The 23,712-nt window shown below is 53.4% G+C and carries 29 protein-coding genes; 14 read left to right on the top strand and 15 right to left on the bottom strand.

The features are described 5' to 3' along the window. Window positions 1-4: 4 nt before the first annotated feature. The 4 genes from cgtA to rplU form a co-directional block, all read right to left on the bottom strand. Window positions 5-1,177 carry an Obg family GTPase CgtA gene (cgtA, locus tag HVZ37_RS02725; RefSeq protein ID WP_042325080.1) on the bottom strand — a complete coding sequence of 391 codons (1,173 nt, stop codon included), beginning with the start codon at window positions 1,175-1,177 and terminating at the stop codon, window positions 5-7. A 15-nt stretch (window positions 1,178-1,192) separates the two neighbouring features. Next, window positions 1,193-2,158, bottom strand: a complete 966-nt coding sequence (locus tag HVZ37_RS02720) for a DMT family transporter (RefSeq protein ID WP_042998293.1) — start codon at window positions 2,156-2,158, stop codon at window positions 1,193-1,195. 128 nt (window positions 2,159-2,286) lie between these two features. Further along, window positions 2,287-2,544, bottom strand: coding sequence for a 50S ribosomal protein L27 (gene rpmA / locus HVZ37_RS02715; RefSeq protein ID WP_003861831.1), 258 nt, complete (start codon window positions 2,542-2,544; stop codon window positions 2,287-2,289). 19 nt (window positions 2,545-2,563) lie between these two features. Further along, window positions 2,564-2,875 (bottom strand): 50S ribosomal protein L21, encoded by a 312-nt coding sequence (gene rplU / locus HVZ37_RS02710; protein WP_003025032.1) that lies wholly within the window; start codon window positions 2,873-2,875, stop codon window positions 2,564-2,566. A 258-nt stretch (window positions 2,876-3,133) separates the two neighbouring features. On the opposite strand from rplU, the gene ispB reads away from it, so the two are divergent. Together ispB and sfsB are read left to right on the top strand one after the other, a co-directional pair. Continuing rightward, complete coding sequence (gene ispB / locus HVZ37_RS02705) at window positions 3,134-4,105, top strand: octaprenyl diphosphate synthase (protein WP_042998294.1); 972 nt, start codon at window positions 3,134-3,136, stop codon at window positions 4,103-4,105. 227 nt (window positions 4,106-4,332) lie between these two features. Continuing rightward, a complete protein-coding gene (gene sfsB, locus HVZ37_RS02700; protein WP_042998295.1) occupies window positions 4,333-4,620 on the top strand; it encodes a DNA-binding transcriptional regulator SfsB in 288 nt (95 codons plus the stop codon). Window positions 4,621-4,675: 55 nt separating this feature from the next. Here sfsB and murA read toward each other — a convergent pair whose 3' ends face one another. The 7 genes from murA to mlaF all read right to left on the bottom strand — a co-directional run bounded on the left by murA (window position 4,676) and on the right by mlaF (window position 9,480). Continuing rightward, complete coding sequence (gene murA / locus HVZ37_RS02695) at window positions 4,676-5,935, bottom strand: UDP-N-acetylglucosamine 1-carboxyvinyltransferase (RefSeq protein ID WP_042998296.1); 1,260 nt, start codon at window positions 5,933-5,935, stop codon at window positions 4,676-4,678. A 52-nt stretch (window positions 5,936-5,987) separates the two neighbouring features. Further along, a complete protein-coding gene (gene ibaG / locus HVZ37_RS02690; RefSeq protein ID WP_042325065.1) occupies window positions 5,988-6,242 on the bottom strand; it encodes a BolA family iron metabolism protein IbaG in 255 nt (84 codons plus the stop codon). A gap of 123 nt (window positions 6,243-6,365) precedes the next feature. Then, on the bottom strand, window positions 6,366-6,662 hold the full coding sequence (mlaB, locus tag HVZ37_RS02685; RefSeq protein WP_044263645.1) for a lipid asymmetry maintenance protein MlaB: 297 nt from the start codon (window positions 6,660-6,662) through the stop codon (window positions 6,366-6,368). Further along, entirely contained in the window at window positions 6,662-7,297 is a 636-nt protein-coding gene (mlaC, locus tag HVZ37_RS02680) for a phospholipid-binding protein MlaC (RefSeq protein WP_042998298.1), read from the bottom strand. The genes mlaB and mlaC overlap by 1 nt, the downstream gene beginning before the upstream one ends. Before the next feature lie 18 nt (window positions 7,298-7,315). Beyond that, entirely contained in the window at window positions 7,316-7,873 is a 558-nt protein-coding gene (gene mlaD / locus HVZ37_RS02675) for an outer membrane lipid asymmetry maintenance protein MlaD (protein WP_043001758.1), read from the bottom strand. Between the two features lie 4 nt (window positions 7,874-7,877). After that, complete coding sequence (mlaE, locus tag HVZ37_RS02670) at window positions 7,878-8,660, bottom strand: lipid asymmetry maintenance ABC transporter permease subunit MlaE (protein WP_042998299.1); 783 nt, start codon at window positions 8,658-8,660, stop codon at window positions 7,878-7,880. 7 nt (window positions 8,661-8,667) lie between these two features. After that, on the bottom strand, window positions 8,668-9,480 hold the full coding sequence (gene mlaF / locus HVZ37_RS02665; protein WP_042998300.1) for a phospholipid ABC transporter ATP-binding protein MlaF: 813 nt from the start codon (window positions 9,478-9,480) through the stop codon (window positions 8,668-8,670). A 208-nt stretch (window positions 9,481-9,688) separates the two neighbouring features. On the opposite strand from mlaF, the gene HVZ37_RS02660 reads away from it, so the two are divergent. The 12 genes from HVZ37_RS02660 to yrbL all read left to right on the top strand — a co-directional run bounded on the left by HVZ37_RS02660 (window position 9,689) and on the right by yrbL (window position 18,468). Then, window positions 9,689-10,666 (top strand): calcium/sodium antiporter, encoded by a 978-nt coding sequence (locus HVZ37_RS02660; RefSeq protein WP_042998301.1) that lies wholly within the window; start codon window positions 9,689-9,691, stop codon window positions 10,664-10,666. Between the two features lie 14 nt (window positions 10,667-10,680). After that, a complete protein-coding gene (gene kdsD / locus HVZ37_RS02655; RefSeq protein WP_042998302.1) occupies window positions 10,681-11,667 on the top strand; it encodes an arabinose-5-phosphate isomerase KdsD in 987 nt (328 codons plus the stop codon). 20 nt (window positions 11,668-11,687) lie between these two features. Further along, window positions 11,688-12,254: a 3-deoxy-manno-octulosonate-8-phosphatase KdsC gene (gene kdsC, locus HVZ37_RS02650; RefSeq protein WP_042998303.1), complete on the top strand. Its 567-nt coding sequence runs from the start codon at window positions 11,688-11,690 to the stop codon at window positions 12,252-12,254. Beyond that, window positions 12,251-12,826, top strand: coding sequence for an LPS export ABC transporter periplasmic protein LptC (gene lptC, locus HVZ37_RS02645; RefSeq protein WP_044255950.1), 576 nt, complete (start codon window positions 12,251-12,253; stop codon window positions 12,824-12,826). The genes kdsC and lptC overlap by 4 nt, the downstream gene beginning before the upstream one ends. Next, on the top strand, window positions 12,795-13,349 hold the full coding sequence (gene lptA / locus HVZ37_RS02640; RefSeq protein ID WP_042325045.1) for a lipopolysaccharide ABC transporter substrate-binding protein LptA: 555 nt from the start codon (window positions 12,795-12,797) through the stop codon (window positions 13,347-13,349). Before lptC ends, lptA begins: the two co-directional genes overlap by 32 nt. A gap of 6 nt (window positions 13,350-13,355) precedes the next feature. Further along, window positions 13,356-14,081, top strand: coding sequence for an LPS export ABC transporter ATP-binding protein (gene lptB, locus HVZ37_RS02635; protein ID WP_044263650.1), 726 nt, complete (start codon window positions 13,356-13,358; stop codon window positions 14,079-14,081). Window positions 14,082-14,128: 47 nt separating this feature from the next. Further along, a complete protein-coding gene (gene rpoN / locus HVZ37_RS02630; protein WP_042998306.1) occupies window positions 14,129-15,562 on the top strand; it encodes an RNA polymerase factor sigma-54 in 1,434 nt (477 codons plus the stop codon). A gap of 22 nt (window positions 15,563-15,584) precedes the next feature. Beyond that, complete coding sequence (gene hpf / locus HVZ37_RS02625; protein ID WP_003025078.1) at window positions 15,585-15,872, top strand: ribosome hibernation promoting factor; 288 nt, start codon at window positions 15,585-15,587, stop codon at window positions 15,870-15,872. Window positions 15,873-15,987: 115 nt separating this feature from the next. Next, window positions 15,988-16,479, top strand: a complete 492-nt coding sequence (gene ptsN / locus HVZ37_RS02620; RefSeq protein WP_042325036.1) for a PTS IIA-like nitrogen regulatory protein PtsN — start codon at window positions 15,988-15,990, stop codon at window positions 16,477-16,479. 33 nt (window positions 16,480-16,512) lie between these two features. After that, window positions 16,513-17,367, top strand: coding sequence for an RNase adapter RapZ (rapZ, locus tag HVZ37_RS02615; protein WP_012908509.1), 855 nt, complete (start codon window positions 16,513-16,515; stop codon window positions 17,365-17,367). After that, a complete protein-coding gene (gene npr, locus HVZ37_RS02610) occupies window positions 17,364-17,636 on the top strand; it encodes a PTS phosphocarrier protein NPr (RefSeq protein ID WP_042998307.1) in 273 nt (90 codons plus the stop codon). Before rapZ ends, npr begins: the two co-directional genes overlap by 4 nt. 199 nt (window positions 17,637-17,835) lie before the next feature. Further along, window positions 17,836-18,468, top strand: coding sequence for a PhoP regulatory network protein YrbL (gene yrbL / locus HVZ37_RS02605; RefSeq protein ID WP_042998308.1), 633 nt, complete (start codon window positions 17,836-17,838; stop codon window positions 18,466-18,468). Between the two features lie 7 nt (window positions 18,469-18,475). On the opposite strand, the gene mtgA is transcribed toward yrbL, so the two are convergent. From mtgA to HVZ37_RS02585, 4 genes are all read right to left on the bottom strand, one after another. After that, a complete protein-coding gene (mtgA, locus tag HVZ37_RS02600; protein WP_090050704.1) occupies window positions 18,476-19,195 on the bottom strand; it encodes a monofunctional biosynthetic peptidoglycan transglycosylase in 720 nt (239 codons plus the stop codon). Next, window positions 19,192-19,845, bottom strand: coding sequence for an isoprenoid biosynthesis glyoxalase ElbB (elbB, locus tag HVZ37_RS02595; RefSeq protein ID WP_042998310.1), 654 nt, complete (start codon window positions 19,843-19,845; stop codon window positions 19,192-19,194). The genes mtgA and elbB overlap by 4 nt, the downstream gene beginning before the upstream one ends. A gap of 228 nt (window positions 19,846-20,073) precedes the next feature. Then, entirely contained in the window at window positions 20,074-22,410 is a 2,337-nt protein-coding gene (gene arcB, locus HVZ37_RS02590) for an aerobic respiration two-component sensor histidine kinase ArcB (RefSeq protein WP_181628088.1), read from the bottom strand. Between the two features lie 93 nt (window positions 22,411-22,503). After that, window positions 22,504-23,433, bottom strand: coding sequence for a TIGR01212 family radical SAM protein (locus HVZ37_RS02585; RefSeq protein ID WP_181628087.1), 930 nt, complete (start codon window positions 23,431-23,433; stop codon window positions 22,504-22,506). Between the last annotated feature and the right edge of the window lie 279 nt (window positions 23,434-23,712).

Below are 23,712 nucleotides of genomic sequence, written 5' to 3'. Positions count from 1 at the left end.
GAGATTAACGCTTATAGATGAACTCGACGCCTTCTTCGTCGTCTTCGTCCCAGTCGTCATCCCAGTCGTCTTCCGCTTCTTCTTCCACTTCAGCGATTTGCTGGCGATGATAATCATCCCACATGAACTCGACTTTCTCTGGCTGCTTAGCTTCTTCCGCCTGAGTAATCGGGTTCTCGATGATAAAGGTCATCACATCCCAGCAGAGATCTTTCACGCCCAGTTGGCTGGCGGCAGAGATCAGATAGTATTTATCTTCCCAGCCCAGCGCCTGCGCGATAGCTTTGGCTTTCTCTTCCGCTTCGGCTTTGTCCAGCAAATCGATCTTGTTGAACACTAACCAGCGCGGTTTAGCTGCCAGATCCTGACTGTATTTTTCCAGCTCGCCGATGATGATGCGCGCATTCTCAACCGGATCGGAGCCGTCGATAGGATCGATGTCAATGAGATGCAGCAGTACGCGGCAACGCTCAAGGTGTTTCAGGAAGCGGATACCCAGACCGGCACCTTCCGCAGCGCCTTCAATCAGCCCCGGAATGTCCGCCACCACGAAGCTCTTCTCGTTATCCATACGAACAACACCGAGGCTCGGCACCAGCGTGGTAAACGGATAATCCGCCACTTTAGGCTTCGCCGCAGAGACCGCACGGATAAAGGTCGATTTACCGGCATTTGGCATCCCCAGCATGCCCACATCCGCCAGCAGCATCAGCTCCAGCAGCAGATCACGCTTGTCACCCGGCGTCCCCATCGTTTTCTGACGTGGCGTACGGTTGACGGAAGATTTGAAACGGGTGTTACCCAGACCGTGCCAGCCGCCTTTTGCGACCATCAGACGCTGACCGTGCTTAGTCATGTCGCCCATGGTTTCGCCCGTGCCCTGATCGATCACACGCGTACCTACCGGCACTTTAATCGTGACATCTTTCCCGCGTTTACCGGTACAGTCACGGCTGGCGCCATTCTGGCCTCGTTCTGCGCGGAAAGATTTCTCAAAACGGTAATCGATCAGGGTGTTCAGGTTTTCGTCGGCTTCCATCCAGACGTCGCCACCATCACCGCCATCGCCGCCGTCCGGGCCGCCTTTCGGGATGTATTTCTCACGGCGGAAGCTTACGCAACCATTGCCGCCATCGCCTGCAACGACCAGAATCGTTGCTTCATCAACAAACTTCATTTTACTCTCCGTAAATCATTCGCCTGAGCGGGGCTGCGATACCACCGATTCATGCTTACGTAATCCGCCCCAAATACGATGACCAATGGCGGAGTACATCGCGCCCGCAACCACGACAAACGCACCGAGATAACCGAGAAGGTTTAACATCGGTCTGGCGAAGAAATCGGGCCAGGCCATAGATAAAAGATCTGAAAATAACAGCGTAAACAGCGGGGTGAGCGTGATTAATGCGCTCACCTGCGCTGCCTGCCAACGCGCCATCGCTTCCGCCAGGGCGCCATATCCTACCAGTGTATTCAGCCCACAGAAAATTAAACAGGCAAGCTGCCAGTCACTGAGCTGGGCTATCACACCGGGCTTCGCCAGCGGCAATAGCGCTATCGTACATAAAGTGTACAGTAAAAACAGAATCTGCGGTGATGCCAGACGCCGCAATAACACCTTTTGCGCAACACCATAACTTACCCAGACCGTAGCCGCACCGACGCCAAAAATGACGCCCCAGGTGTAATCGGTCAGCCTGGTAAAAATTTCGATCAGACTGGTGTTGAAGAACATCACCAGTCCGCACAACAGCATTATCGCGCCGACAATCTGCGTACCGCGCATTTTCTCTTTAAGGATAAATACGCTCGCGACCATCATGCCCACTGGCGACAGTTGGCCGATCACCTGCGAAGCCGTTGGGCTTAAATACTGCAGGGAAGAGCTGAACAGGATGAAGTTGCCAAAGAGCCCACCGGTAGCAATTGCCAGCAGAACCAGCCAGCGCGCTTTGCGAAAAATTCGCAGCGGCGGAAGCTTACGCTTCGCGGCCAGAATCGCCCCGAGGCCAATACTGGCGATTAAAAAACGGTAAAAAACGATGGTAGGAGGCTCCATCACCTCCAGCACCTGCTTCATAGCAATTGGCAAAGCCCCCCAACATACCGCCGTTGTGAGCGCCAAAAGAATACCAATGCCAGCCTGTTGCTTCATGCCCGTTTCCCTGCAAGGGCTCGTTATCCGGTGCAAAGCGGTTTCACGAGCATATTTACCGGTCGTCGAATGTAAAAAGCCCCGCAACAGGGTGCGGGGCTTTTATCCGTTACCGGACCACGAAAAACTTACTCAGCAACGATGCTGATGTATTTACGGTTGTTCGGGCCTTTAACTTCAAATTTCACTTTACCGTCTGCTTTAGCAAACAGAGTGTGGTCACGACCGCAACCTACGTTAGTGCCAGCGTGGAACTTGGTACCACGTTGACGAACGATGATGCTACCCGCCAGAACGGATTCGCCACCGAAACGCTTAACGCCCAGGCGTTTAGCTTCTGAATCGCGACCGTTACGAGTTGAGCCGCCAGCCTTTTTATGTGCCATTTAAATCTCTCCTCAGGTCTTAGGCGCTGATGCCAGTAATTTTCACATCAGTGAACCACTGACGATGGCCCTGCTGCTTACGATAGTGTTTACGACGACGAAACTTAACGATTTTAACTTTCTCGCCACGACCGTGAGCAACAACTTCAGCTTTGATAACGCCGCCATCAACGAAAGGAACGCCGATTTTGACTTCTTCACCGTTTGCGATCATCAGAACTTCAGCGAATTCAACAGATTCGCCAGTTGCGATGTCCAGCTTTTCCAGGCGAACGGTCTGACCTTCGCTTACTCGGTGTTGTTTACCACCACTTTGGAAAACCGCGTACATAAAAAACTCCGCTTCCGCGCACACCTTTTCAATGATTCAGAGTGCGCTATAAATATTCACAATAGGGCGCGAATATTACGCAAAACGTGAGCCTTTGACAAGTGCTACAGTCAATACATGAAGAAAAAAAACACAACGTGTACGGTAACGTTTATCTGCGGCGTTTTTTCAGTACAATCAACATATATTTCTAACCCTAAACCCTAAGTTACCTTGCCGCATGATGAGGTAAACGGGGCGAAAAGCCCGGCTTTTGCGATGAATTTAGAAAAAATCAACGAGTTAACCGCGCAAGATATGGCGGGTGTCAATGCGACAATCCTTGAACAGCTTAATTCCGACGTCCAACTGATCAATCAGTTAGGCTATTACATTGTGAGCGGTGGCGGTAAACGCATTCGCCCGATGATTGCCGTCCTCGCGGCGCGCGCCGTTGGCTATCAGGGAAATGCCCATGTCACGATCGCGGCATTGATCGAATTTATCCACACCGCCACCCTGCTTCATGACGATGTGGTGGATGAATCCGATATGCGCCGGGGTAAAGCCACTGCGAACGCCGCGTTTGGTAATGCCGCCAGCGTGCTGGTTGGCGATTTTATCTATACCCGAGCTTTCCAGATGATGACCAGCCTCGGCTCGCTGAAAGTGCTGGAGGTGATGTCTGAAGCTGTGAACGTCATTGCTGAAGGTGAAGTCCTGCAGTTAATGAATGTTAACGACCCAGACATTACGGAAGACAGCTATATGCGGGTGATCTACAGTAAAACAGCGCGTCTGTTTGAAGCGGCGGCGCAGTGTTCCGGTCTCCTCGCGGGCTGTAGTGAAGCCGAGGAAAAAGGACTGCAGGACTATGGTCGCTATCTGGGCACTGCATTCCAGTTGATTGACGATCTGCTGGACTATAACGCCGACGGCGAACAGCTCGGTAAAAATGTCGGTGATGACCTGAACGAAGGCAAACCGACGTTACCGCTGCTGCATGCGATGCGTAACGGTACGCCAGAGCAGGCACAAATGATTCGCCATGCGATCGAGCAAGGCAATGGCCGACATCTTCTGGAGCCCGTGCTGGAAGCGATGAACGCCTGCGGCTCACTGGAATGGACACGTCAGCGTGCGGAAGAAGAGGCTGACAAAGCCATCGCCGCGCTGCAGGTGCTGCCGGATTCCCAATGGCGCGAAGCGTTGATCGGCCTGGCGCATATCGCCGTCCAGCGCGATCGCTAATAACGATGGAATCATCCCGCCACTCTGCGCGGGATGATTCATAAAAGATCTAATAAAACCCGCCGAATCTCTCTATTCCGCTGCAAGCAAAGCAATAACTCTTAATAAATTCTGAATATTCAAACTCTTTACTTGAACATATTAGAACAACAATTCTCTGGGAGTATAGTGTCTTCTGCAAATTGATGGTGCAAATCAACGATGAATGACCATAAACGAGGGGATAAATGGAGAGCAAACTCATTGACTGGCATCCGGCAGATATCATTGCTGGATTACGTAAAAGAGGGACATCAATGGCTGCCGAGTCACGCAGAAACGGATTAAGTTCCTCCACGCTGGCAAACGCCTTAACCCGACCATGGCCGAAAGGCGAGCTGATCATTGCGAAAGCGCTCGGAACGGATCCCTGGGTGATCTGGCCTTCACGATACCATGACGCAAAAACTCATGCGTTTATCGACAGAACGCGCATGATGCGGGCGTCACGTCGTGACAAGCAGGATGTAGAGTAAGGCACAAAGCAGTAGCCCCAGCCATTGGCAATGGGGCTACTGCTTTCATTGACGCTTATTCGGCTTTCACGCGCTCGATATTGGCACCCAGGGCGCGCAGTTTATCTTCGATACGCTCGTATCCGCGATCGATATGATAAATACGATCCACGACCGTCGTCCCTTCTGCAATACATCCCGCCAGCACCAGACTGGCCGACGCACGCAGATCCGTTGCCATCACCTGCGCACCGGAGAGCTTATCCACACCGTGACAAATCACGGTATTGCTTTCGATTTCGGCATGAGCGCCCATACGGCTCAGCTCAGGCACGTGCATAAAGCGGTTTTCAAACACGGTTTCCGTGATGAATCCGGTCCCTTCCGCTACCAGGTTCAGCAGCGTGAACTGGGCCTGCATGTCCGTCGGGAATGCCGGGTGCGGTGCAGTGCGCACGTTGACAGCTTTCGGACGTTTACCGTGCATGTCGAGGCTAATCCAGTCTTCACCCACGTCGATATCCGCGCCGGCATCGCGCAGTTTCGCCAGTACCGCGTCCAGCGTATCCGGCTGCGCGTTACGACAGAGGATTTTGCCGCGAGAAATTGCCGCTGCGACCAGGAAAGTCCCGGTTTCGATACGGTCCGGCAATACGCGATAGACACCACCGCCCAGACGTTCTACGCCTTCGATGGTGATACGATCGGTACCCTGGCCGGAAATTTTCGCTCCCAGAGCAATCAGGAAGTTGGCCGTGTCGACAATTTCTGGTTCACGTGCGGCGTTTTCAATGATGGTGGTGCCTTCCGCCAGCGTGGCAGCACACATGATGGTGACCGTTGCGCCAACGCTGACTTTATCCATGACGATATGCGCACCTTTCAGACGACCATCCACGGAGGCTTTCACATAGCCTTCTTCCAGCGTGATCGTGGCGCCCAGTTGCTCCAGACCGGTGATATGCAAGTCAACCGGACGTGCGCCGATCGTGCAACCGCCAGGCAAAGAAACCTGGCCCTGACCAAAACGGGCCACCAACGGTCCCAGCGCCCAAATTGATGCGCGCATGGTTTTTACCAGGTCATACGGTGCGCAGAAAACATTAACGTCGCGGGCATCGATGTGCACGGAGCCATTGCGTTCCACTTTGGCGCCAAGCTGACTCAGCAGTTTCATCGAGGTATCAACGTCCTTCAGTTTCGGGACGTTCTGGATCTCTACCGGCTCTTCCGCCAGCAACGCCGCGAAAAGGATCGGCAGAGCGGCGTTTTTCGCGCCAGAAATTGTGACTTCGCCCTCGAGCCGGGTTGGCCCTTGTACACGAAATTTATCCATGATGTTGTTCTCAGTTAAAATTCATCGTCGTTACCGGTGTGACACCCGTAACTCAAAAACCGTTTAGTTTGCGATCGCGCGCCCATTCTGCGGGGGTATACGCTTTGATCGACAGGGCATGAATGCGATTGTCCGCAATGTACTCCATCAGCGGCGCATAGACCGACTGCTGCTTCTTCACCCGGCTCATGCCGTCAAACATCTCACCCACGGCAATAACCTGAAAGTGACTGCCATCGCCAGAGACGTGGACTTCCTGGAGGGAGAGTGCGTTCATCAGCACGCTCTGAATTTCATTATTTTCCATGGGCTCTTCATTCGTCAGATTGTGAATACAGCCCAACATCTTAGAGCAAAGTTGCGCTGTCATAAATAAGCAAAAAGCCTCGCGGGTCAATCCAGCGAGGCTGTAGATAATAACGTACTGATATTACTGACGCGGAAGCACGTCAGCAGGCAGATTATAGAGTTCCGCCAGGGTAAAGACTTTGTCGTTCACCCCCGACAACGACACGTTGTTGCCCTGCTTTTTCGCCAGACTGATGAGATGGACCAGCAGCGCCAGTCCCCCCGTATCCACTCGAGAAACCTGGCTGAGATCGATGCAGGTGACACCGGTCATTGCTTCAGTGCGCGCATCCCACAAAGGATTAAGCACATCCTGGTCCAGTTCTCCCACCAGCGCCAGCTTGTCACCGTCACGCGTCCAGTTGAGTGACTGAGTCATTACTTCTTCTCTTCCAGCGTGATTTTTTGCTGCGCGATAGATTTCAGTTGCGCCGTCAGTCCATCGATCCCTTTAGTACGCAGCAGATCGCTCCACTCGTTCTGTTTGGTAGTGATCATGCTGACGCCTTCGGCGATCATGTCATAGGCCTGCCAGTGACCCGTCTGAGTGTTTTTACGCCACTGGAAGTCCAGACGCACCGGAGGACGGCCGTTGGGATCGAGGATGGTTACACGGATCGGAACGATGCTCGCATCACCCAACGGTTGTTCCGGAGCAATCTGATACGTCTGACCGTGATACATCGCCAGCGCCTGGCCGTAGGCCTGTTTCAGGTATTCACGAAACGCGGCGAAGTAGGCTTCACGCTGAGCCGGAGTGGCTTCTTTGTAGTAACGCCCCAACACCAGCGCGCCAGCATATTTCACCTGCACATACGGCAGCAGTTCCTGGTCAACCACGTCACGCAGATAGTCCGGATTAGAACGGATTTTCGGCTGTTCGTTTTTCAGGCGGTCGAAGGTTTTCTGCGCCGCTTCATTCATCAACTTGTAAGGGTTGGTCTGATCGGCTGCAATGGCGGTGCTCAGCGGTGCAATCACCAGCAGAGCCACCATCATTAAACGCTTAAGCATAATTCGATTCTCCTGAGATTAATTCGTTGTGCCCGCAGGCCCAGTGGCTTCATTATGGCCTTCGGTCGGCGCCGACGCATCGCCAGAATTCTTATTGTCATCGCCTTTACTGTTGCTGTTGTAAAGGAACTGACCAATCATATCTTCCAGCACCATCGCGGATTTGGTGTCCTGGATTGTGCCGCCATCTTTGAGGATAGACGTTCCCAGCTCAGGATCTTCAAAACCGACGTTCAGCGCCAGATACTGTTCCCCCAGCAGACCGGACGTCCGGATGCTCAGCGAACTGGTATCAGGGATGTGGTTATAGCGCTCTTCGATGTCCAGCGTCACGCGCGGTAAATAGGTCTTCGGATCCAGAGAGATATCCGCCACGCGCCCCACCACCACACCACCGATACGCACCGGCGAGCGCACTTTCAGGCCGCCGATATTATCGAATGTCGCGTAAATCGTGTAGGTCGGTTCTGTGCGCATAGAGGTCACATTAGCCGCCTTCAGGCAGATAAACAGTGCGGCCAGCAATGCGGCTAATAAGAAGATCCCCACCCAAATTTCATTTTTTTTCGTTTGCATGAACTCAATTCCCAAACATCAATGCGGTCAGTACAAAGTCCAGACCCAGAACGGCCAGCGACGAGTGCACAACGGTGCGTGTGGTTGCCCGGCTGATTCCCGCCGAGGTCGGAATCGCATCATACCCATTGAATAATGCAATCCAGGTTACCGTAATGGCGAACACCACGCTTTTAATCAAACAGTTGACCAGATCCAGACGCCAGTCGACGGCACTCTGCATCGCAGACCAGAAGAAGCCAGCATCAATCCCCTTCCAGCTTACGCCGACCAGAGAACCGCCCCAGATCCCGACGGCCACAAACAAAATCGTCAACATCGGCAGCGAAATCACGCCCGCCCAGAATCGCGGAGAGATCACCCGGCGCAGGGGATCGACAGCCATCATTTCCATACTGGAAAGCTGCTCGGTCGCGCGCATCAGGCCAATTTCAGCGGTGAGTGCAGAGCCCGCACGCCCCGCAAATAACAACGCGGCGACAACCGGACCGAGTTCACGCAGCAGCGACAGTGCCACTAACATCCCCAGACTGGTTTCCGCGCTATAGGTGGTAAGTACCAGATAGCCCTGCAGCCCCAGCACCATGCCGATAAACACGCCAGAAACAATAATGATCAGCATCGACAGGACGCCCACATTATAAAGCTGGCGCACCAGCAACGGCGCGTGCTTACGAAATTCCGGTTTGCCGACCAGCGCATTGAACAACATTAACCCGGCGCGCCCGAACGTTCTGAGAGTTTTAATCCCCTTGTGTCCCAGCGTCGCCAGTGCATTTAACAGCATGAGTGGCTTAACTCCCTGTTCCGAGTAAATCAGAGTGATAATCGCCCGCAGGATAGCGGAACGGGACCGGCCCGTCTGCAATGCCATCCAGGAACTGACGCACACGCGGGTCGTCATTCTCTTGCAACGCCTGCGCGCTGCCGTGGGCCACAATCTTTTTGTCCGCCATAATATAGGCGTGATCGGCAATGCTCAGGACTTCCGGCACATCGTGAGAGACCACGACGCAGGTCACGCCCAGCGCATTGTTTAATTCAGAAATCAGTTTGACCAGCACGCCCATGGTGATCGGATCCTGTCCGACAAACGGTTCATCAAACATGATGAGATCCGGCTCCAGCGCAATGGCGCGTGCTAACGCCGCCCGGCGCGCCATCCCACCGGACAGTTCAGAGGGCATCAGTTTTGCCGCGCCGCGCAGACCGACAGCTTCCAGTTTCATCATCACCGTGCTCTTCAGTAACGGCGGGGGAAGCGTGGTATGTTCGCGTAGCGGATAGGCCACGTTATCAAACACGTTCATGTCGGTGAACAGCGCCCCGGACTGAAACAGCATACTCATCCGTTTGCGTACCGTGTAGAGGCGCGAGCGAGACATCTCAGGAATGTTCTCGCCATCAAACAAGATCTCCCCCTTGTCTGGCACAATTTGTCCGCCGATCAGACGCAAGAGCGTCGTTTTACCGATGCCCGATGGCCCCATGATCGCGGTTACCTTGCCACGCGGTACGGTCAGAGAGATGTTATCGAAAATGCAGCGGTCGCCGCGCGTAAAGCTGACATCGCGCATATCGACTAAATTCGCCACAGACTGCCCCATTGATTCATCCTTCGTGTTGCTTGTTGATCTCAGCATGGCGTGGAATTCAGCCATGAACCCAACATATTTACAGAATATTACCCGTGCTGGTTAGCTAAAGCTGGCATTTGTTTTACTTTTTAGCTGCATAAAGTCAAAATTAAGACTTCGTTACGGTTTCCAGACGATCCCGGTGGACCGGCGAGTATACCTGAAGAAAGGACTTTAGATGCTTTTAGCAACGGCGCTGTTAATTATTGGTTTATTATTGGTCGTCTACGGCGCCGACCGCCTGGTTTTTGCCGCGTCAATCTTATGTCGAACCTTTGGGATCCCGCCGCTGATTATCGGTATGACGGTAGTCAGTATAGGCACATCTCTGCCTGAAATTATTGTTTCTGTCGCCGCCTCTCTGCACGGGCAGTTAGATTTAGCCGTCGGCACCGCGCTCGGCTCTAACATTACTAACATTTTGTTGATCCTCGGGCTTGCCGCGCTGATCCACCCTTTTACCGTGCATTCCGATGTTCTGCGTCGCGAATTACCGCTAATGTTGCTGGTTAGCGTGGTGGCCGGATCCGTACTGTATGACGGACAACTCAGCCGCAGCGATGGTATCTTTCTTTTACTGTTAGCCGTGTTATGGCTGCTGTTCATTGTTAAAATCGCCCGTCTCGCTGAGCGTCAGGGCAATGACAGCCTCACCCGGGAACAGGTTGCCGAGTTGCCGCGTGAAGGCGGATTACCGGTGGCGTTTTTATGGCTGGGCATTGCGCTGATTATCATGCCGATGGCGACCCGAATGGTGGTGGATAACGCCACTGTGATTGCCAATTTCTTCGCGATGAGCGAACTGACGATTGGCCTGACGGTGATCGCAATTGGCACCAGCCTGCCTGAACTGGCAACCGCTATCGCTGGCGTGCGCAAAGGTGAGAACGATATCGCGGTGGGCAATATCATCGGCGCGAACATTTTTAACCTCACCATTGTTCTCGGCCTTCCCGCTCTGATTACGCCGGGTGACGTCAATCCGCTGGCGTTCAGCCGTGACTACAGCGTGATGCTGCTGGTGAGCATCATCTTTGCATTACTTTGCTGGCGGCGTCCCCGCCAGTCCGGTCGCGGCGCGGGCGTGCTGCTGACCGGCGGTTTTATCGTATGGCTGGCGATGCTGTATTGGCTATCGCCACTTCTCGTTGGATAACTGGAAACAGACATATGTCGCACTTAGCGTTACAACCGGGTTTTGACTTTCAGCAAGCCGGCAAAGAAGTTCTGGCGATTGAACGTGAAGGCCTGGCGGAGCTCGATCAGTACATCAACCAGGATTTCACTCTCGCCTGTGAGAAAATGTTCAACTGCACCGGCAAAGTGGTGGTGATGGGCATGGGGAAATCGGGGCATATTGGCCGCAAAATGGCCGCGACCTTTGCCAGCACCGGAACCTCTTCCTTCTTCGTTCATCCGGGCGAAGCCGCCCACGGCGATCTGGGAATGGTGACCTCGCAGGATGTAGTGATTGCCATCTCCAACTCCGGGGAATCCAGCGAGATCGCGGCCCTGATTCCAGTTCTTAAGCGACTGCAGGTTCAGCTTATCTGCATCACCGGGCGACCAGAAAGCAGCATGGCGCGTGCTGCGGATGTCCATCTGTGTGTTAAAGTACCGCAAGAAGCCTGTCCGCTTGGGCTGGCCCCGACAAGCAGCACCACCGCTACATTAGTGATGGGCGATGCGCTGGCGGTGGCGTTATTAAAGGCGCGCGGCTTTACCGCTGAGGATTTTGCTCTGTCGCATCCGGGCGGTGCGCTAGGGCGTAAACTGCTATTGCGCGTGAACGATATTATGCATACGGGAGATGAAATCCCGCATGTCACCAAAGAAGCCAGCCTGCGCGATGCGCTGCTGGAGATAACCCGCAAGAACCTCGGGATGACCGTGATTTGCGATGATGCGATGAAGATCGACGGTATCTTCACCGACGGTGATTTACGTCGCGTCTTTGATATGGGCGTTGATGTGCGCCAGCTCGGTATCGCCGACGTGATGACGCCAGGGGGCATTCGCGTGCGTCCAGGAATTCTGGCGGTCGATGCCCTGAACTTAATGCAGTCTCGTCATATCACCTCCGTAATGGTTGCCGATGGCGACCAGTTACTCGGTGTGTTACATATGCATGATCTCCTGCGTGCAGGCGTTGTGTAGAAATTCAAGGATAAAAAGAAATGAGCAAAGCAGGTGCGTCGCTTGCGACCTGTTATGGACCCGTCAGCGCAGACGTCATCGCCAAAGCAGAGAATATCCGTCTGCTGATTCTTGATGTCGATGGCGTGCTGTCGGATGGCCTGATTTATATGGGCAACAACGGTGAAGAGCTGAAGGCTTTCAACGTCCGTGACGGTTACGGGATCCGTTGTGCGCTGACGTCTGATATCGACGTCGCCATCATTACCGGACGAAAGGCTAAACTAGTAGAAGATCGGTGTGCCACACTGGGGATCACGCACCTGTATCAGGGGCAGTCGGACAAGCTGGTCGCCTTTCACGATCTGTTGGCAAAACTGGCGATTGCGCCGGAAAATGTGGCCTACGTCGGTGACGATCTGATTGACTGGCCGGTGATGGAAAAAATTGGCCTGAGCATTGCCGTTGCGGATGCGCATCCGTTACTGCTTCCGCGCGCGGATTATGTCACGAAAATCGCGGGCGGACGCGGCGCGGTACGAGAAGTCTGTGATTTATTATTACTGGCGCAGGGTAAGCTTGATGAGGCCAAAGGGCAATCGATATGAGTAAAGCCAGACGTTGGGTTATCATTCTACTGTCATTGGCCGTGCTGGTGCTGATTGGGATTAACCTGGCCGATAAAGACGACACGGCGCAGGTGGTGGTGAATACGAGCGATCCGACCTATAAGAGCGAGCATACGGATACCGTTGTCTACAGTCCGGAAGGTGCGCTGAGCTATCGTTTGATCGCCCAACATGTTGAGTATTATTCCGATCAGGCCGTTTCGTGGTTCACACAACCCGTATTAACGACGTTTGATAAGGACAAGATCCCGACGTGGTCAATCAAGGCTGATAAAGCCAAGCTAACCGAGGATCGAATGCTGTATCTTTATGGTCACGTTGAAGTCAACGCGCTGGTGCCTGACGCTCAACTTCGCAGAATTACCACCGATAACGCGCAGATCAATCTGGTGACGCAGGATGTTACCTCTGAAGACCTCGTCACGTTATACGGAACAACATTTAACTCCAGCGGACTGAAAATGCGCGGCAACTTACGCAACAAGAACGCCGAGCTGATTGAAAAGGTTAGAACCTCCTATGAAATTCAAAACAAACAAACTCAGCCTTAATCTTGTGCTTGCCAGCTCACTTCTGGCCGCCAGCATTCCGGCGTTCGCCGTCACGGGCGATACCGAACAGCCGATCCACATCGAATCGGACCAGCAGTCTCTGGATATGCAGGGCAACGTCGTGACCTTCACCGGTAATGTCATTGTGACCCAGGGCACTATCAAAATTAACGCCGATAAAGTGGTCGTTACCCGCCCTGGCGGTGAAGAGGGTAAAGAGGTCATTGATGGCTTCGGCAACCCGGCCACGTTCTATCAAATGCAGGACAACGGTAAGCCGGTAAAAGGCCATGCGTCGAAAATGCATTATGAACTGGCGAAAGATTTTGTCGTGCTCACCGGCAATGCGTATCTGGAACAGCTCGACAGCAACATCACCGGTGACAAAATTACCTATCTGGTGAAAGAGCAGAAAATGCAGGCCTTCAGTGAGAAAGGCAAGCGTGTGACCACCGTTCTGGTTCCGTCGCAGTTGCAGGACAAAAACAAAAACCAGGCTCCGGCTCAGAAAAAGAGTAACTAATTCGTTATGGCAACATTAACTGCAAAGAATCTGGCGAAGGCCTACAAGGGCCGCCGCGTCGTGGAAGATGTCAGCCTGACCGTCAACTCGGGCGAGATTGTCGGTCTGCTTGGGCCGAACGGTGCGGGTAAAACCACCACCTTCTACATGGTCGTCGGCATTGTGCCGCGCGATGCCGGTAACATCATTATTGATGATGAAGACATCAGTCTGCTGCCGTTGCACGCCCGCGCGCGCCGCGGAATTGGCTATCTGCCGCAGGAAGCGTCGATTTTTCGCCGCCTGAGCGTGTACGATAACCTGATGGCCGTACTACAAATTCGTGACGATCTCACCAGCGAACAGCGTGAAGACCGCGCTAACGAGCTGATGGAAGAGTTCCACATTGAGCATCTGCGCGACAACATGGGTCAGTCACTCTCCGGCGGGGAACGTCGCCGTGTGGAAATCGCCCGTGCCCTCGCCGCCAACCCGAAATTTATCCTGCTGGATGAACCCTTTGCCGGCGTTGACCCCATCTCCGTTATCGATATCAAACGCATTATTGAGCATCTGCGTGACAGCGGTCTCGGCGTGTTGATTACCGACCATAACGTCCGCGAAACGCTGGCCGTGTGTGAACGCGCCTATATCGTGAGCCAGGGACACCTGATCGCGCACGGCACGCCGACAGAAATCCTGCAGGACGAACACGTGAAGCGCGTATACCTTGGGGAAGACTTCAGACTCTGATAGGGTAGAAGTTTGCGACGTCATAGCGGGAGAAAACGACTCTGAACATGAAGCAAGGTTTGCAACTCAGGCTGAGCCAACAACTGGCGATGACGCCGCAGCTACAACAGGCGATTCGTCTGTTGCAGTTGTCCACGCTGGAACTGCAGCAGGAACTCCAGCAAGCGCTGGAAAGCAATCCGTTGCTGGAACAAACCGATCTTCACGACGAAGTTGATACCCGCGAAACTCAGGACAGCGAAACGCTGGATACCGCCGACGCGCTCGAACAAAAAGAGATGCCGGAAGAGTTGCCGCTTGACGCCAGCTGGGATGAAATCTACACCGCCGGTACGCCGTCGGGCACCAGCGGCGACTACATTGACGATGAGCTCCCCGTTTACCAGGGTGAAACCACGCAGACCCTACAGGATTACCTGATGTGGCAGGTGGAACTCACCCCGTTCTCCGATACCGACCGCGCAATCGCCACGTCGATTGTAGATGCCGTTGACGATACCGGTTATCTCACCGTTTCGCTGGACGACATCCTCGACAGCATGGGCAATGATGAGGTCGGCCTTGATGAAGTCGAAGCCGTACTCAAACGTATTCAGCGGTTTGATCCCGTAGGCGTGGCGGCAAAAGATCTGCGCGATTGCTTACTGATCCAGCTCTCGCAATTCGACAAAGCGACCCCCTTCCTTGAAGAAGCCCGGTTGATCATCAGCGATCATCTCGATCTGTTGGCGAACCACGACTTCCGTACTCTGATGCGCGTCACACGTCTCAAAGAAGAGGTGCTCAAAGAGGCGGTCAATCTGATTCAGTCACTCGATCCCCGACCCGGGCAGTCGATCCAGACCGGCGAACCGGAATACGTGATCCCGGATGTGCTGGTACGCAAGCATAACGGCCACTGGACGGTTGAGCTCAACGGTGACAGCATTCCCCGCTTGCAGATCAATCAGCACTACGCCGCCATGTGCAACGGTGGGCGTAATGACGCCGACAGCCAGTACATCCGCAGTAATTTGCAGGATGCGAAGTGGTTGATTAAGAGTCTGGAAAGCCGCAATGATACCCTGCTGCGCGTCAGCCGTTGCATCGTTGAGCAGCAGCAAGCCTTCTTTGAGCAAGGCGAAGAATTTATGAAACCGATGGTGCTGGCTGACATCGCCCAGGCCGTCGAGATGCACGAATCGACCATTTCTCGTGTGACGACGCAGAAGTATCTGCACAGTCCACGCGGCATTTTTGAACTGAAGTATTTTTTCTCCAGCCATGTGAATACCGAGGGGGGTGGCGAAGCGTCCTCCACGGCGATCCGCGCACTGGTGAAGAAGTTGATTGCGGCGGAAAACCCCGCGAAGCCTTTGAGCGACAGCAAGCTAACATCGATGCTGTCGGAACAAGGCATCATGGTGGCGCGCCGCACCGTTGCGAAGTACCGAGAGTCTTTATCCATTCCGCCGTCAAACCAGCGCAAACAACTGGTTTGACCCAACCGATAAGGAAGACACTATGCAGCTCAACATCACTGGAAACAACGTCGAGATCACAGAAGCCCTGCGAGACTTTGTGAATACCAAGTTCGCCAAACTCGAACAGTATTTTGACAGGATCAATCAGGTCTATATTGTGTTGAAAGTGGAAAAGGTTACCCACATCTCGGATGCAACACTGCATGTAAACGGTGGCGAAATTCACGCCAGCGCGGAAGGTCAGGATATGTATGCGGCCATTGATGGCCTGATTGACAAGCTGGCAAGACAGCTCACCAAACACAAAGATAAATTGAAACAACACTAATTGTCCGGGCAGTTAGCGGGTGCAGGACGGCCTGTTGTGCAGAACAACAGGCCATTTGTACAGTTAGCGCTCCGAATCCGTTCCGCTGTTGTGGGACGGATTCTTAGGTGAAATTATGATAAATAACGATACGACTCTACAACTGAGTAGTGTACTTAACCAGGAATGTACGCGCAGTGCCGTTCACTGCCAGAGCAAAAAACGCGCGCTGGAAATCATCAGTGAACTGGCTGCAAAACAGCTCAGTCTACCGCCGCAGGTCGTTTTTGAAGCGATCCTGACGCGCGAAAAAATGGGCAGTACCGGCATCGGCAATGGGATCGCCATCCCGCACGGTAAGCTGGAAGAAGATACCCTGCGCGCCGTCGGCGTGTTTGTGCAACTGGAAACGCCCATCGCCTTCGATGCGATTGATAATCAACCTGTTGATCTGCTTTTTGCCCTGCTGGTGCCTGCGGATCAAACCAAAACGCACCTGCATACACTATCGCTGGTGGCTAAGCGTCTGGCGGATAAAACCATCTGCCGTCGACTGCGCGCCGCACAGAGCGATGAAGAGTTGTATCAAATCATCACTGACACCGAAGGCGGTCAGGATGAAGCGTAACTCCCCTTTTTCCCTGGTGAGGAGAAACAGTACATGGTACTGATGATCGTCAGCGGTCGTTCAGGGTCAGGTAAATCTGTCGCCCTGCGCGCGCTGGAAGATATGGGCTTTTACTGCGTGGATAACCTTCCCGTCGTATTGTTACCCGATCTGGCTCGCACGCTTGCCGAACGCCAGATTTCGGCTGCCGTCAGCATTGACGTACGCAATATGCCAGAGTCGCCGGAAATTTTTGAGCAGGCGATGAACAACCTGCCCGAGGCGTTCTCGCCGCAGTTGCTGTTCCTCGATGCCGATCGCAACACGTTGATTCGTCGCTACAGCGATACGCGTCGTTTGCACCCTCTCTCCAGCAAGAACCTGTCGCTGGAAAGCGCCATTGATCAGGAAAGTGACCTGCTGGAACCGCTGCGTTCTCGCGCCGACCTGATCGTCGACACCTCAGAAATGTCGGTGCATGAACTGGCTGAAATGCTGCGGACCCGCCTGTTGGGTAAACGTGAGCGTGAACTGACGATGGTGTTTGAGTCCTTCGGCTTTAAGCACGGGATCCCCATCGATGCCGATTACGTTTTCGACGTCCGCTTTCTGCCAAACCCGCACTGGGATCCGAAACTGCGTCCAATGACCGGTCTCGACAAGCCCGTCGCCGCCTTCCTCGACAGACACACAGAAGTACACAATTTTATCTACCAGACTCGCAGCTATCTTGAGCTATGGTTACCCATGCTGGAGACCAACAACCGTAGCTATCTGACCGTGGCTATCGGTTGTACCGGCGGGAAACACCGTTCGGTGTATATTGCAGAACAGCTGGCAGACTACTTCCGCTCACGCGGTAAAAACGTACAGTCACGCCATCGTACGCTGGAAAAACGCAAAACATGACCGTGAAGCAAACTGTTGAAATCACGAACAAGCTGGGCATGCATGCCCGGCCAGCAATGAAGCTCTTTGAATTAATGCAGGGATTTGACGCGGAAGTCCTGCTACGAAATGATGAAGGCACCGAAGCGGAAGCCAACAGCGTCATCGCATTACTGATGCTGGACTCCGCCAAAGGCCGACAGATTGAAGTTGAAGCCTCCGGTCCGCAAGAGGTTGAAGCGCTGGCGGCCGTCATCGCTCTTTTCAATTCGGGATTCGACGAAGACTGAGTTTTCTCGTTCCGCGGATACCTTCACAGAAAACGCCACCAGGCGTTTTTTTTCGTTTTTGCCCCCTAAACTGTACAATTCGTGCGCTTTTTAACTTAAGAATTACCTTAAGAAAACCTTAAGACAAGTCGTTTAGGTTTCATTTAACCTGAGTGTTCATACTGGATTATTGTCAGTAAATATTTCCAGGATATCACTCATGATTCGTTTATCAGCAGAGACTCCCCTGGGCACCGGACGACATCGTAAGTGTTATGCGCATCCGGATGATGCCCAACGTTGTATTAAGATCGTTTACAACAGTGGACACGGCGGCGACAAAGAGACACAGCGTGAACTGAAGTACTATGCTCACCTCTCTCGCTACCTGAAAGACTGGAGCGGTATCCCTCGCTATTACGGCACGGTCGAGACCGACTGCGGAACGGGTTACGTTTACGATGTGATTGCCGATTACGACGGCAAGCCGTCCATCACTCTCACCGAATTTGCCAAACAATGTCGTTACGAAGACGACTTTGCCGTGCTGCGTCAGCTGCTGAAGACGCTAAAACGCTACCTGCGTGACAACCATATCGTCACCATGACGCTGAAACCACAGAACATTCTTTGTCACCGTATCAGCGAATCGGAAGTGGTGCCGGTGGTTTGCGATAATATTGGCGAAGGGACGTTGATCCCGCTGGCGACCTGGTCAAAATGGTTCTGCCATCGTAAGCAGGAAAGACTGTGGCAGCGTTTTATCGCCCAACCGGTACTGGCCGTCGCGCTGGAAAAAGACGTCCACCCGAAAGAACGCAGCGGATTGTCACTCTCTTCGCGCGAGGCGTAATGCAGATTTAATGCAGGTGGTGGCGGGTCATAAACGACTCCCCACCCAACTGACGCATTTGACGCAGTATCCACGCCTGACGGCTACGCACATAGCCTGAAGGTGCTGCGACCTTAAAGCGCAGAGGATTGGGTAATACAGCGGCAAGCAGCGCCGCTTCTGACTGAGTCAATCGGCTGGCCGGTTTGCCAAAATAGCGCTGTGCGGCGGCTTCGACGCCAAATACGCCATCACCAAATTCCGCGATATTCAGGTAAACCGTCAGGATCCGCTTCTTGCTCCAGACCGTCTCTACACCGACGGTAAGTCCGGCTTCCAGCCCTTTCCGCAACCAGCTACGCCCATCCCAGAGAAAGAGATTTTTAACCGTTTGCTGTGACAATGTTGACGCGCCGCGAATGCGGTTTTCATTACGTTCGTTATGTGACAGCGCTTTTTCGATAGCAGCAACGTCAAAACCCCAGTGGTCCGGGAAGGTCTGGTCTTCTGCGGCAATCACCGCGAGTCCCATCCACGGAGAGATTTCATCCATACTCACCCAGTCGGAATGAGCAACATAGCCAAAGTCACCCTGTAGCCAGGCACCGATCTGCCGCTCAACCATTACCGCTGAAAAAGGCACAGGCACCACGCTAAACAGCGCAATGCCACCGCCCCAGAAAACGGCGAGGATAATCACGACGCGCAATATCACTCGCCTCAGAAAGGCGAAAACTCCTTTTTTCATTCCGCCAGGACCAGCACGCGTGATACCAGTTTTTCGATCCCCATTGCCGCCTGAGCGATGTCCTGCGCCAACATGTAGGCCGGTGTGGTGACGATTTTATTATCTTCATCAACGACGATATCATCGACCGGGCACGGCACATGCTCCGCCCCCATCTCTTCCAGCACTTCCGCTGTATCAATATCGGTCCCGATTGTCAGACGTAGCGGAAAGTCGAAGATTTTCGGCAGCATCGCCGGGGCGATGCACATAAAACCCAGCGGCTTGCCCGACTGATGCATCGCCAGAGCGAGCCCGGCTAAATCCGGATCAACCCGGCATTCACTGCCCTGACTGGCAAAGTTGCTCAAATTTTTGGCCGCGCCAAAACCACCGGGAACAATCAGCGCATCCAGATCGGCTGAGACTGCCTGAGAAAGCGGACGAATGTTGCCGCGTGTAATACGGGCCGCTTCAATCAGTACATTACGGGTTTCCGCCATCGGTTCGCCCGTCAGATGATTAATCACATCGGCCTGCGCTTTGTCGGGCGCAAAGCAGACGGCCTGCGCGCCGCTGCGGGCAATGGACAGCAACGTCAGTACGGTTTCATGAATTTCAGCACCGTCATACACACCGCATCCACTGAGAACTACGCCAATTTTTTTCATTCAAATGTCCTTTTCACCACTATCTGCAGCACATTAATAATTGTGATTAAAATGCTACGCTTCACACATTTAACTGATTCATGTAACAAAGCATTTAAGATTTGCTATCTTAACTGCGTGCGGCCCGAATTTACGCGCTGCGCCTTTTAAATCACAATTATAACTTACGGCGCAGCCATGATTTCCCTGGTGTTGGCGCAGTATTCGCGCACCCCGGTCAAGCCGGGGTCATTTTTTTCCAGCGTTCGCCACCCAGGCCTTTAATACCGCAACGTCGTGTTGCCACTCCTGTTTCATCTCTTCAATCCATTCCCCCACGTTATCTTCCCATGCTGGAAGATCGGGTGACTGGATCTGCTGCCCCAGCTGTTGCAGATGACGAAGGCCAACAGAACCCGCCGCCCCTTTAATTTTATGCCCTTCTTCAACCACGCCTTTTTTGTCACGCGCGGTCAGATTGGATTCCAGAACGCTTAAATAACCTGGCATCATCTTCTCGAACACCGCCAGGCCATCGGTAATTAGTTTCGGCCCCACCAGCTCTATGTACTGTTCCAGCATCGGAATATCTAATAGCGCTTGCGATTTACTGCTCTCTTCAGATTTCACCGTGCACTCCTCCTCATCTTGGGTATCCCAGTACTTCTTAATCATGGCGGTTAACGCCGGTACCGACAGCGGCTTGCTCAGCACGTCATCCATACCGGCATCCAGATACTCTTTTTTATCTTTCAGGACGTTTGCCGTCAGCGCCACCAGCGGCGGCAGATCTTCACGCGCATAACGCTGGGTCAGTTCGCGTGAAATATCGAGGCCCGTCATATCCGGCAACTGAATATCCAGCAACACCAGGTCGTATTCGCCCGGCGTGAACATCTCCAGCGCCGCTTTCCCGGTCATCGCGACATCCACGCTATTGCCGAGTTTTTCCAGCACCGAGCGCGCCACAATGACGTTCAGTTCGATATCTTCCACCAGCAGGACATTTAACGCCGGTAGCGGCAAATCGTCATCCTCAAACGCATCTTCAACTTCTTCGGCCACCGCTGGCGCATGGACGGTCAGAGTAAAGATAGAGCCTTTACCTGGCTGACTTACCACGGTGATATCTCCACCCATGTTTTTCGCCAGACGACGCGAGACCGCCAGACCGATGCCTGTACCGGTCGCTGGTTTTCCGCCGTGACTGTCTTTCACCTGATAATACATGGCGAAGATTTTGTCCTGCTCATCCTGCGGAATGCCGATGCCGGAATCTTCCACTTCAAAGTGCAGAGTACTGCCGGCATCGTAACGTACGCGCACGGTCACCTGGCCCTGCTGGGTAAATTTCACCGCGTTGCTGATCAGGTTCCACAGGATCTGCCGCAGACGCGTGCCGTCAGTCACCACTTTATGCGGCAGCGGCAAGGTCGGGTCGAGCACAAAACGCAGCCCTTTCTGCTGCGCCTGCAGGCCGGAGAGGTTCTCCAGATCGGCCATGAAGCTGGTGAAATCCACTGGCTGGTTATCCAGTTGAACCTTACGCCGCTCCATCTTATCCATATCAATGATATCGTTGAAGATGTTCCCCAACGTCACGGCGGAGACATGGATCGTTTTCAGGTATTTTTCCTGTTCGGCCGTCAGCTCAGTGTCCAGCAGAATGCGACTCAGACCGACAATTCCGTTCAGCGGTGTGCGCAGCTCGTGGCTAATGGTGGAAATAAAGGTGGTTTTATCGCGGCTGGCGCGCTCAAGCGCATCCTGATAGCGCTTGCGCTCGGTAATATCTCGACCAAAACCCATCAGGCCATGACGTTTACCAACGCGATCGTAATAAGGCACTTTGCGGATTTCAAAACAGGCTTTGCGCCCGTCGGGATAATCAAGCCATTGCTCATAGGTCAGCGACACATTATGGCGGAAAACTTTTTCGTCGGTCTCAATGACTTTTTCGGCGGCTTCCGGCGAGTACACATCAGCAGGCTTTAAATGAACCAGTTGTTTTTCGCTTTTGCCGGTGAGCAACTCCATCGCCCGGTTACAGCCGGAAAACTCTTTATCTTCGTTGCGATAAAAAACCAAATCCGGCGAGGCATCCAGAAAAGAACGTAAAAAAGAGGATTGCTGTTCAAGTTGGATCTGCGCCTCTTCGCGCTCTTTGATCTCAACTTTGAGCTGCTCAAACGTGGACTGGCGTTCCGCCTCTGCCTTTTCGCGGTCGGCAATCTCCTGATTCAGCTGCGAAATATTATCTTTCAGTTGGACGTTGAGCTTGAGGTCGCGCTCACGCATCTCTTCCAGCTTTTGCACCAGTCGGGATAACCGCTGACGGGATTCTTCCAGTTGCTCCACCACCACCGACAAAAAATAGACCGCCCAGGGGGTGATTAACAAACCAAAGAAAATGGAGCGGATGACATCGATCTGTTCGACCCGACCATGTAGCACCATGGTGACCGCCATCTGCACCACAATTGCCAGCACAACGAGCGCTAACGCCAACAACAGCGAAAAGCGCACCAGACCCAATTTCATCATCAGGTCCACATAGTACTGCGCCAGCATACGAATTTGCTTCATCAGGGATTTCCTTTACGACAACCTGGCACAATAATACTCAATTCTGGGCAAGACGTTGAAGAATGTGCAAGAAATGCGAATGCCCGTCATAGTTCAGGCGTCAGGCGGAACCCATGCCCGTCCGATCGCAGAACCCTGCACGCCATGCGTATTCAGATAACGATCCAGCTCGACCATCCCGGTCCAGCGGTTTTCGCACCACAACGGTGCCAGCAGCGTGGGACGGCGCGCGCTGGCGGAAATACGATGATAAATCACCTCCGGCGGGGTATGACGGATCATCTCGCCTGCGGTTCGCGTGTAGTCATCCAGTTCAATCCCGTTCAGACGCCCTGCTTCCCACGCTCTGGCCATAATGCTGCCCTTTACGATGTGCAGCGGATGCAGTTTGATGCCATCCACTCCCGTCTCCACCACCCACTCAAGCGTTTGCAGGCATTCCGCTTGCCGTTCTCCCGGCAGGCCGACAATAAGGTGCGAACAAACTTTCAGGCCGCGCTCACGGGCAAGGCGGGTCGTGCGCTGATAACAGGCAAAATCGTGACCACGATTAATACGGTGCAGCGTTTTGTCATGCGCGGTCTGCAGCCCCAGTTCCAGCCACACTTCATAGCCCTGGTCTTTATACTCACAGAGCAGATCGAGAACCGCCTCCGGTGCGCAGTCGGGACGCGTTCCCACGCACAGCCCGACAATACTGGCCTGACTGACCGCCTGCTGATACATCGAGCGCAACACCTGCACTTCAGCAAAGGTACTGGTATAGGCCTGGAAATAGGCCAGATAGCGTTTCGCACGATTAACCAGATGCGCCTGGTGCGCGAGTTGTTCGGCGATCGAATGATGCTGCTGCGCTTCATCCGCAAAAGAGGCAACATTACAGAAAGTGCAGCCGCCGCGTCCGATGGTGCCATCGCGATTTGGGCAGCTAAATCCGCCGTGGAGCGTCAGTTTATGAACCTTTTGCCCATAACGCCGAGAAAGATCCCCACCAAACATATTGACTAATTTCTGTAACTGCATAATCTGATAGACCGCGCCTTGAAAAGAGGCCAAAGCCTGCCATTTTTAGCCCTTGTCGGCGATGACCTGGATCAATCGCCCCGGCAGGCTTTTATCAATTGCATATCCAGTCAAAATAAACGATATTTCATTCACAACCCAGCCAATTACTTTTCCTTATCTCCGGTCATTTTTTTTATCTTCTGACGTCGATTGCGCAAAAACAGTATCATGAAATGCCATATCGCAACAAACCAGCACAAAACACTACATCTGACGACGAATAAAGCGGAGACATGA

Origin of the sequence: Citrobacter sp. RHB35-C17, from assembly GCF_013816795.1 — a bacterium.
Lineage (GTDB): Bacteria > Pseudomonadota > Gammaproteobacteria > Enterobacterales > Enterobacteriaceae > Citrobacter_A > Citrobacter_A amalonaticus.
The sequence above is the reverse complement of the archived record's forward strand: the minus strand, read 5'-3'. Positions and strand labels throughout refer to the sequence as shown.